Below are 8248 nucleotides of genomic sequence, written 5' to 3' on the forward strand. Positions count from 1 at the left end.
CCGCCGCGGTGCCCTCTACGACGCGGCGTCCGCGCTGCACCAGGCGGCCGACCGCACACCCGGCCCGGCCGAGGCCGCGCGGCGCTACGTGCGGGCGATCCTGACCGCGCGCGACTCCGGCGCACGGGAGTGGGTCGGTGAGCTGCACGCCGAGCTCGCCCGGATCACCACCGATCCCGCGTTCCTCGGCCCGGCTGCGCGTGCCGCCGCGGTCTCGCTCGCCCGGTCCGGACGGCAGCGCGAAGCGTTCGACGTGGTGGCCGCGGTGCTGCGCGACAACCCGCCGCCTGCCGTCGTCGACGTGCTCGCGCTCGTGGACGCGGCGGCGATCGTCACCGGCCTGAGTGGCCTGCCCGAGCACATCGACGGGCTGGCGCGCATGCTGGCGACGGTTCCGCCGGGGACGCCGGCGAGGGGTGCGCGGCTCTCGTCCGAGGAGCTGACGCGCACGTTCATCCGGGCGGTTCTCGACCCCGCGGCGCGGGCCGGCCGCGCGCTGTGGGAGGACCCGCTCGGGAACGACGGGCTGCCCGCCGAGTCGCTGGAGGCCGGGGAGTCGATCGACGACATCCACCGGCTGATGATGCTGGGCACCACCGCCTGGTACGAGGACGAGTCGGCGACGGCGGCCGCGGCGATCGGGCACGCGTGCGACCAGCGGCGACGGTCGGGGGCCGACGGCGCCGGGCTGGAAGGACTGCCCGTCCTGGTCGGCGCGCTGACCGACCTGGGACGCTGGCCGGAGGCCGACCGGGCGCTGGCGGAGTCGTCGTACCTGGCCACCGTGCACGACCTGCCGGTGACCCGAACCGTCGTCGCGGCACTGCACGCCGCACTCCAAGCCCTGCGTGGCGACCTCACCGCGGCCGCCCGGACCGTCGAGCAGGCCTGGCCGCACTTCAACCTGCCGGAGAACGGGGCCGTCCACACCCGGCTGGCCAGGGCGCGCGGCTTGATCGCGATCAGCGCCGGGGACTACGGAACCGCGTACCGGCACCTGCGGTCGCTCTTCGACCCGCACGGGGAACCGCTGCACCCGTTCCACTCGCTGCGCGCCGTCGCCGAGCTGGCCACCGCCGCGGCGCGAGCCGACCACCGCGACGACGCCCTGGTCGTGCTCGAGCGGGCCCGGCAGGCCTGCGGAGCGGATCCGACGACCCGCATGCGGCTCCTGCTGCACCACGCCGCCGCGCTGGTCGACGACGACGCCGACGCCGAACGCTCGTTCCGGCTGGCCACCGTCGACCCGGCCGGTGAGCAGTGGCCCTACGAGCGTGCGATGGCCCGGATGCACTACGGCGAGTGGCTCCGCCGACGTCGGCGGCCGTTGGACGCGCGAGCGCTGCTCTCCGCGGCGCGCGACACGTTCGACCGGCTGGGCGCGGTCCCCGCGGCGGACCGCGCCCGTCTGGAGCTCCGGGCCGCGGGCGACGGGCTCGACCGCGGCCACGAGGGACGGTCGACGCTGACCGCGTTGCTGACGCTCACCCCGCAGCAGCGGGAGATCGTCCGGCTGGCTGCGCAGGGACTGACGAACAAGGAGATCGCCGAGCGGCTGTTCCTCTCCCCGCGGACGGTCGGCGCGCACCTCTACAGCGTCTTCCCGAAACTCGGCATCACTCGTCGCCGCGAACTCCGCACGGTCCTGACGTCCGACGAGCCCTCGGCCGGGTAGCCGGCCTCAGCGGAGGGCGGCGGCGACCTCGAGGGCGGCGTCGGCGACGCTGCGGCCGATCCGGTCGGCGTCCGCGCCGTCGTCCACGTAGACCACGGCCAGCGCGGCACGCGCGCCGCCGTCCGGGCCCGGCACGGGCGCGGCGATCGACCGCAGCCCGCGGATCACCTCACCGTGCGACGTCGCCCAGCCGTTCCGGCGGGCCTCCCGCAGGGCGTCACGGTCGGTCGGCGTCGGGGGCTCCGACATGAGCAGCGCCAGCCCGGGCGCGCCGCGGTCGACCGGATGACGGGTGCCGGGACGGTACGCCACGTGCGCGGCACTGCCGTGCGGCTCGACGCTGGCCACGGTCACGGCCTCGCTACCGGCCCGGACGACGAGGAACGCGGTCATGCCCAGCGTCGCGGCGAGGGTGTCCAGGCGGGGGAGCGCGGCGGCCTGCAGGTCCGACCGGACGCCGCGGGCCAGCCCGGCCAGGCCCAGCCCGAGCCGGTACCGCCCGGTGGCGTCGCGCTCGACCAGCTGGTGGTCCTCGAGCGTGCGGAGCAGCCGGTAGCTGATCGAGCGGTGGACGCCGAGCACCTCACCGATCTCCACGATCGACACCGGGGCAGCGGCCGCGGCGAGGTGCTCCAGGATCCGGATGCCGCGGTCGAGGGTCTGCGACTGGGGTGCGCCCGCGCCGTCCTCCGCCGCCATCCGTCCGTCCTTCCGCTCGCCTGCGCTCACCCTACGGTGACCGGTCTCGGCCGCCGGGAAGGGCCGGGTGCACGAATCGGCGTTCTCCCGTGCACGCGATGGCTCCGGCCCGGCCCGCGGGCGGCGTCGACTGAACCGCGAAGACGCTGGACGACAAAGGAGTGGTGCAGTGCCGGTACAGACGCGCCAGCCGCGGACGCAGATGCTCATCGGCGGCGAGTGGATCGAGGCGGGCGGCCGCAGTACGTTCCCGACCTACGACCCGGCCACCGGGAAGGTGCTCGCCGAGCTGGTCGAAGCCACCCCGGAGGACGTCGACGCGGCGGTGCGGGCCGCCACCGAAGCGTTCGGGGCCTGGGCGGACCTGCTGCCGGCGGCGCGCGCCCGGCTGCTGCTCCGCGTCGCCGACCTGGTCGAACAGCACGCCGACGAGCTGGCCCGGCTGGAGACGACCGACCAGGGCCAGCCGCTGGCGATCAGCGGCGGATTCTCGGTGCCGATGGTCGTCAACCAGTTCCGCTACCACGCCGGGTGGGCGACGAAGCTGACCGGCATCACGGTCGACGTGTCGGTGCCGGACGTCGACTACCGCACCCGGCGCGAGCCGCTCGGCGTCTGCGGCCTGATCACGCCGTGGAACTTCCCGCTCATGCTGCTGTCGTTCAAGCTCGCGCCGGCGCTGGCCACCGGCAACACCGTGGTGATCAAGCCCGCCGAGCAGACGTCGCTCACCACGATCCGGCTCGCCGAGCTGTGCCTGGAGGCGGGCATCCCCGCCGGGGTGGTCAATGTCGTGACCGGCGGCGGCACGGTGGGCAAGGCGCTCGTCGACCACCGGGGCGTCGCGAAGATCAGCTTCACCGGGTCGACCGAGGTCGGCCGGGAGATCGGTGCCGCTGCCGGACGGGCGCTCAAGCGGGTGTCGCTGGAGCTCGGCGGCAAGGCGCCGAGCGTCGTAGCGGCGGACGCGGACATCGACGCGGCGGTCGCCGGGAACCTGATGGGCGGCCTGCTCAACTCCGGTCAGGTGTGCGCGGCCTACACCCGCTTCTACGTCGCCCGGCCGCGGGCGGAGGAGTTCGTCGACAAGCTGGCGGCGGGCGCCGGTTCGCAGGTGTTGGGGCACGGCCTGGACTCCTCGACCCAGCTGGGCCCGCTCGTCTCGGCGGAGCAGGTGTCGCAGGTCGATCGGTACGTGCAGATCGGGCGCGACGAAGGCGCGACGCTGGTCACCGGGGGATCCCCCGCCGACGGGGACGGCTTCTTCTACCGGCCGACCGTGTTCACCGACGTCACCGACTCGATGCGGATCGCCCGGGAGGAGATCTTCGGGCCGGTCCTCTCGGTGATCCCGTACGAGGACGAGGACGAACTGGACCTGGTGGCCCGCGCCAACGACACCGAGTACGGCCTCGCGGCGGTGATCTGGTCCGGCGACGTCAAGGTGGCCAACCGGCTGGCCCGCCGGATCCGCGCCGGCTCGGTCTACATCAACATGCCACCGCTGCTGGACGCGGCCGCGGCCTGGGGTGGCGTCAAGGCATCCGGCCTCGGCCGGGAGAACGGCTGGGACGCGATCGAGGCGTTCACCGAAGTCAAGAGCATCTGGACGGCCCTGTAAGAACCCCGTTGGAGGCAACGATGCCCATCACGACCCGCGCGTCGCTGGTCCGCAAGGCGCCCGGCAGGTACGAGACGGCCGAGGTCGAGCTCGACGACCCCCGCCAGGGTGAGGTCACCGTCAAGCTCGCGGCCTCCGGGCTGTGCCACTCCGACGACCACGTCGCCACCGGCGACGTCCCGGTCGGGATTTATCCGTTCGCCGGCGGCCACGAGGGCGCCGGAGTGGTCACCGCGGTCGGGCCGGACACCCCCGGCTACGAGGTCGGCGACCACGTCGTCTTCTCGTTCCTGCCGGCCTGCGGGCACTGCGAGTTCTGCGCCCGCGGGCTCTCGAACCTCTGCGACCTCGGCGCTTCGCTGCTCACCGGGGCCCGCGCGAGCGACCCGACGAGCTTCCGGATGCACCTGCCCGACGGCACCCCGGTCGGACAGCAGTGCGGGATCTCGACGTTCAGCGAGTACACGACCGCCTCGGTGGACTCCGTCGTGAAGATCTCCTCGGACGTTCCGCTCAAAGCGGCGGCGCTCGTGGGCTGCGGCGTGCCGACCGGGTGGGGTGCCGCGGTGAACTCCGCGAACATCACACCGGGCGCGACCGTGATCGTCGCGGGCATCGGCGGGATCGGCGCCAACGCGCTGCAGGGTGCGGTGCACGCCGGAGCGCTGCACGTGCTCGCGGTCGATCCGGTGGAGTTCAAGCGGGAGAAGGCCCGCGAGTTCGGCGCCACGCACGCGTTCGGCACGATCGACGAGGCCGCGGAGTTCGCGCGGTCGGTCACGAACGGCCAGGGCGCGGACGCCACGATCGTCACGATCGGCGTCGTCCGCGGAGAACACGTCGCGGAGGCGCTGGCGTCGATCCGGAAGGCGGGCACGGTCGTGCTCACCGGTCTCGGCGACATCACCGCGACCGGTGCGCCGATCGCGCTCGGCGACCTGACGCTGATGCAGAAGCGGCTGCAGGGTTCACTGTTCGGGCAGTCCAACCCGCGCCACGACATCCCGAACCTGCTGCGGATGTACCGGGCCGGGCAGCTCAAGCTCGACGAGCTGATCACCCGGGAGTACACACTCGACCAGGTGGCGCAGGCGTACGAGGACATGCACGCGGGCCGCAACATCCGCGGCGTAGTCGTCTTCGACTGACCGGCCGTCCGGCGTCGTGGTCGGGGCCGTCGTCGGGGACTGCCCGGCGACAGGTCCCGCCTCCTACGGCGAGGTCCCGCGGACTCGGTGGCTGGTCCGCGCCGCGCGGTAGAGCACGAACGGGGCGTCGTCGTGGACACCGTCACGGCCGTCCACCAGGCCGGGGCGCCGCAGCTCGCCGATGGGGCGCATGCCGAGACGTTCCATCACCGCCCGCGAGCGATGGTGGTGGCGCTCGGTGAACGCGACGACGTCCTCGGCGTTCAGCTCGTGGAACGCGAAACGGAGGCCGGCGCGGCCGATCTCGGTGGCGTAGCCCTGCCCCCGGAACGGCCCGCGGACGGCCCAGCCGAGCTCCAGCCGGCGCACCCCGGCCACGTCGCCGTAGGACAGGCCGCCCCGACCGACGAGTTCGCCGGTGGTCCGCCGGTACGCGATCCACTTGTGGACGCCGTCGACGCGCCAGCCGCGCTCCATCATGGCTGCGGTCTCCGCTGCCGCCTGGTGGGTCCACCGGCCGCCGTACCAGTACGCGATCCCGTCGTCCTGGTGCAACAGCCACAGGTCGTCCGCGCGCTGCGGACCGATCGGCTCCAGCCGCAACCGGCTGCTGTACCGAGTGCCCATGCGCAGACGGTAGCCCGCGTAGTCCCGCCGGACGGACATCCGCTCCTAGCGCGAGGACCTGCCCGCCTGAACCAGGGACAGGTCTTCGCGCTAGGAGTCAGCGGCGGTTGAGCGAGCCGGCGTCGACCGGAAGGACGGTGCCGGTGATGTACCGCGCGTCATCGGAGACCAGGTAGAGGATCGCGTTGGACACGTCTTCCGGCTCCACGAACGGCACCGGGATCGCGTTGGTCAGCGCGCCGGCCAGTTCAGGGATGTTCTTGACGATCTCCATGATGGCCCCGTCGCCGGACATCGGCGTGCGGACCGTCGTGGGGGCGACGCTGTTGACCCGGATGTAGTGCGGCGCGAGGTAGTTGGCCCACGAGCGCATCAGACCGACGACGCCGTGCTTGGCGGCGGTGTACCCGAGGTATCCGGCGGTGGCGATGCCGGCTCCGATCAGGCCGCCCGTGGAGCTGGTGAGCACGATCGCGCCGCCCTTGCCCCGTTCGATCATCGAGGGGATCGCGACCCGGCCGGTGTTCCAGACGCCCTTCAAATTGACGCCCACGACCTCGTCCCACTCCTGGTCCTCGCTGACCGGCGCGCCGCCGGCCCCGATTCCGGCGTTGGCGAGCACGATGTCGACGGGCCCGACCGCGGCCACGCCTTCCTCGAATGCCTTCCGCAACTGGGCGCCGTCTCGGGTGTCGGCCGTGGCGGCGAAGATCCGCCGATCGAGCTTCTCGACCTCCCGGACCGTCTCTTCGAGCGCCTCTGCGGTGCCCATCGTGTAGGCCACCGACTCCAGCTGAGCGCAGATGTCGACAGCGATGATGTCGGCGCCCTCCTGCGCCAGCCGGATTGCGTGGCTTCGCCCCTGCCCCTGAGCGGCGCCGGTGATGAAGGCGACTTTGCCGTCCAACCTGCCCATTCGTGCTCCTAACCTATGGTGATCGGTAAGGCCGCCCACCCGCGGACGGTCGACGTCGAGGAAAGTTCGAGGACGTCGCGATCGACGCTCCACACCGGGAAACGCTGCAGGAACTCCTCCAGCGCGACGCGGGCCTCGAGCCGGGCCAAGGCATTGCCCAGGCAGAAGTGCGGCCCCATGCCGAAGGTCCGCAACTGATGGACCTTCCGGTGGATGTCGAAGCGATCGGGCTCGTCCCAGCGGGTCTCGTCCCGGTTCGCCGAGGCGACGATGATCGTGACCGCACTGCCGGCCGGGACCGTCGCGCCGTGCAGCTCGACGTCGGTGGTGACGTAGCGGGCGATGGCGTGCCCGATCGGCTCGAACCGCAGCGTCTCCTCGATCGCGTTGGGGATCAGCGAGGGATCGGCGACCAGTTCGGCCCGCTGATCGGGGTGCTCGGCGAGCAGCGAACCCAGCCAGCCGATCAGTCGGGCGGTGGTTTCGTTGCCGGCACCGGCCAGCACGTTGACGTAGGTCAGGATCTCGTCGCGGGTCAGCGTCCGCCGCACCCCGTGGACGTCCTCGAACTCCGCGCGGATGAGTTCGGTCATCAGGTCGTCGGCCGGGTGGTCCCGGCGCCAGTCGATGTAGTCGGCGAACAGTTCGGGGTTGCCGATCGAGCGGTCCTCGGGCACCTGCATCGGCTTGCCGCGCTCGGTGCGCAGGTTGTGGTCGGCCTTGTCGCGGATCGTCTGCTGGTCGTCCTCCGGGATGCCCAGCAGCATGCCGATCACCCGCATGGGGATCTCGTTCGCGAAGTTCGTCATCAGGTCGAACTGGTCGAGCCCGGCGAGCCGATCGAGCGACCGGACGCAGTACGCCCGGATCCGCGGCTCCAGCGACAGGACGCGCTTCGGCGTGAAGACGCGAGAGAGTAGCGACCGGTAGATGTCGTGGGACGGGGGGTCGTCCATGATCAGGGTGCCCGGCGGGATCTCGATGTCGGCCTTGATGATCTCGAGGATCGGGCCTTTGGCCGACGAGAAGGTCTGCCAGTCCAGCAACGCGCGGTCGACGTCTTCGAACCGGCTCAGCGCGTAGAAGTCATGGACATCGTTGTAGTAGACCGGCGCCTCAGCCCGCATGCGCCGGTAGACGGGGTACGGGTCGCGAGCGATGTCCGGATCGAACGGATCCCAATACACCGGGCTCTCGATACCCATTCGGCTCTCAGCGGTCATGGGCGAACTCCTTCGGTCGCCGCCGCGGCACCGGTCAACCGCCGCGGGCTATCCGAACGTTAGCGATGTCTTCCGCGACAGGGACCAGTTTCTCCGACACTCGTCCGAGAAGTCTTCTGTGCGCCGTCCGCTTGCCACCCGCCGGCGACACCCGGCAGCCGCCCGCCCCCACCCGCCGGCGACACCCGGCAGCCGCCCGCCGCGCTGGACCCATGGGGGGTTACCCGTGCGCCGTTGCCGGTCGGCGCAGCATGCGATGTGGTCTGCAGTGGCCGGCGTTACTGGTCGAGTGTGGATCACGTCGGAGACCGGACAGCTCGGCCCTCGGCCCTCGGCCCT

Annotated in this window: 7 protein-coding genes; 3 read left to right on the forward strand and 4 right to left on the reverse strand. The window is 72.2% G+C overall.

The annotated features are described in order from the left end of the window. Positions 1 to 1675: LuxR family transcriptional regulator (locus ABEB28_RS39935; protein ID WP_345733520.1), on the forward strand; the 1675-nt coding region annotated here is incomplete at its 5' end. Between the two features lie 6 nt (positions 1676 to 1681). Here ABEB28_RS39935 and ABEB28_RS39940 read toward each other — a convergent pair. Next, on the reverse strand, positions 1682 to 2374 hold the full coding sequence (locus ABEB28_RS39940) for an IclR family transcriptional regulator (RefSeq protein ID WP_345733521.1): 693 nt from the start codon (positions 2372 to 2374) through the stop codon (positions 1682 to 1684). Between the two features lie 202 nt (positions 2375 to 2576). Between ABEB28_RS39940 and ABEB28_RS39945 the strand changes: the two genes are divergently transcribed. Continuing rightward, positions 2577 to 3995, forward strand: a complete 1419-nt coding sequence (locus ABEB28_RS39945) for an aldehyde dehydrogenase family protein (protein ID WP_345733525.1) — start codon at positions 2577 to 2579, stop codon at positions 3993 to 3995. Between the two features lie 20 nt (positions 3996 to 4015). Next, positions 4016 to 5143, forward strand: a complete 1128-nt coding sequence (locus ABEB28_RS39950; protein WP_345733522.1) for an NDMA-dependent alcohol dehydrogenase — start codon at positions 4016 to 4018, stop codon at positions 5141 to 5143. 63 nt (positions 5144 to 5206) lie between these two features. On the opposite strand, the gene ABEB28_RS39955 is transcribed toward ABEB28_RS39950, so the two are convergent. The 3 genes from ABEB28_RS39955 to ABEB28_RS39965 form a co-directional block, all read right to left on the reverse strand. Further along, positions 5207 to 5770 (reverse strand): GNAT family N-acetyltransferase, encoded by a 564-nt coding sequence (locus ABEB28_RS39955; RefSeq protein ID WP_345733523.1) that lies wholly within the window; start codon positions 5768 to 5770, stop codon positions 5207 to 5209. Positions 5771 to 5867: 97 nt separating this feature from the next. Next, the gene (locus tag ABEB28_RS39960; protein ID WP_345733524.1) at positions 5868 to 6686 is read right to left on the reverse strand and encodes a mycofactocin-coupled SDR family oxidoreductase; all 819 of its coding nucleotides are present in this window, start codon (positions 6684 to 6686) and stop codon (positions 5868 to 5870) included. Between the two features lie 8 nt (positions 6687 to 6694). Next, positions 6695 to 7891, reverse strand: a complete 1197-nt coding sequence (locus tag ABEB28_RS39965) for a cytochrome P450 (RefSeq protein ID WP_345733526.1) — start codon at positions 7889 to 7891, stop codon at positions 6695 to 6697. Positions 7892 to 8248 lie beyond the last annotated feature (357 nt).

The sequence above is a fragment of the Cryptosporangium minutisporangium genome (genome assembly GCF_039536245.1).
Lineage (GTDB): Bacteria > Actinomycetota > Actinomycetes > Mycobacteriales > Cryptosporangiaceae > Cryptosporangium > Cryptosporangium minutisporangium.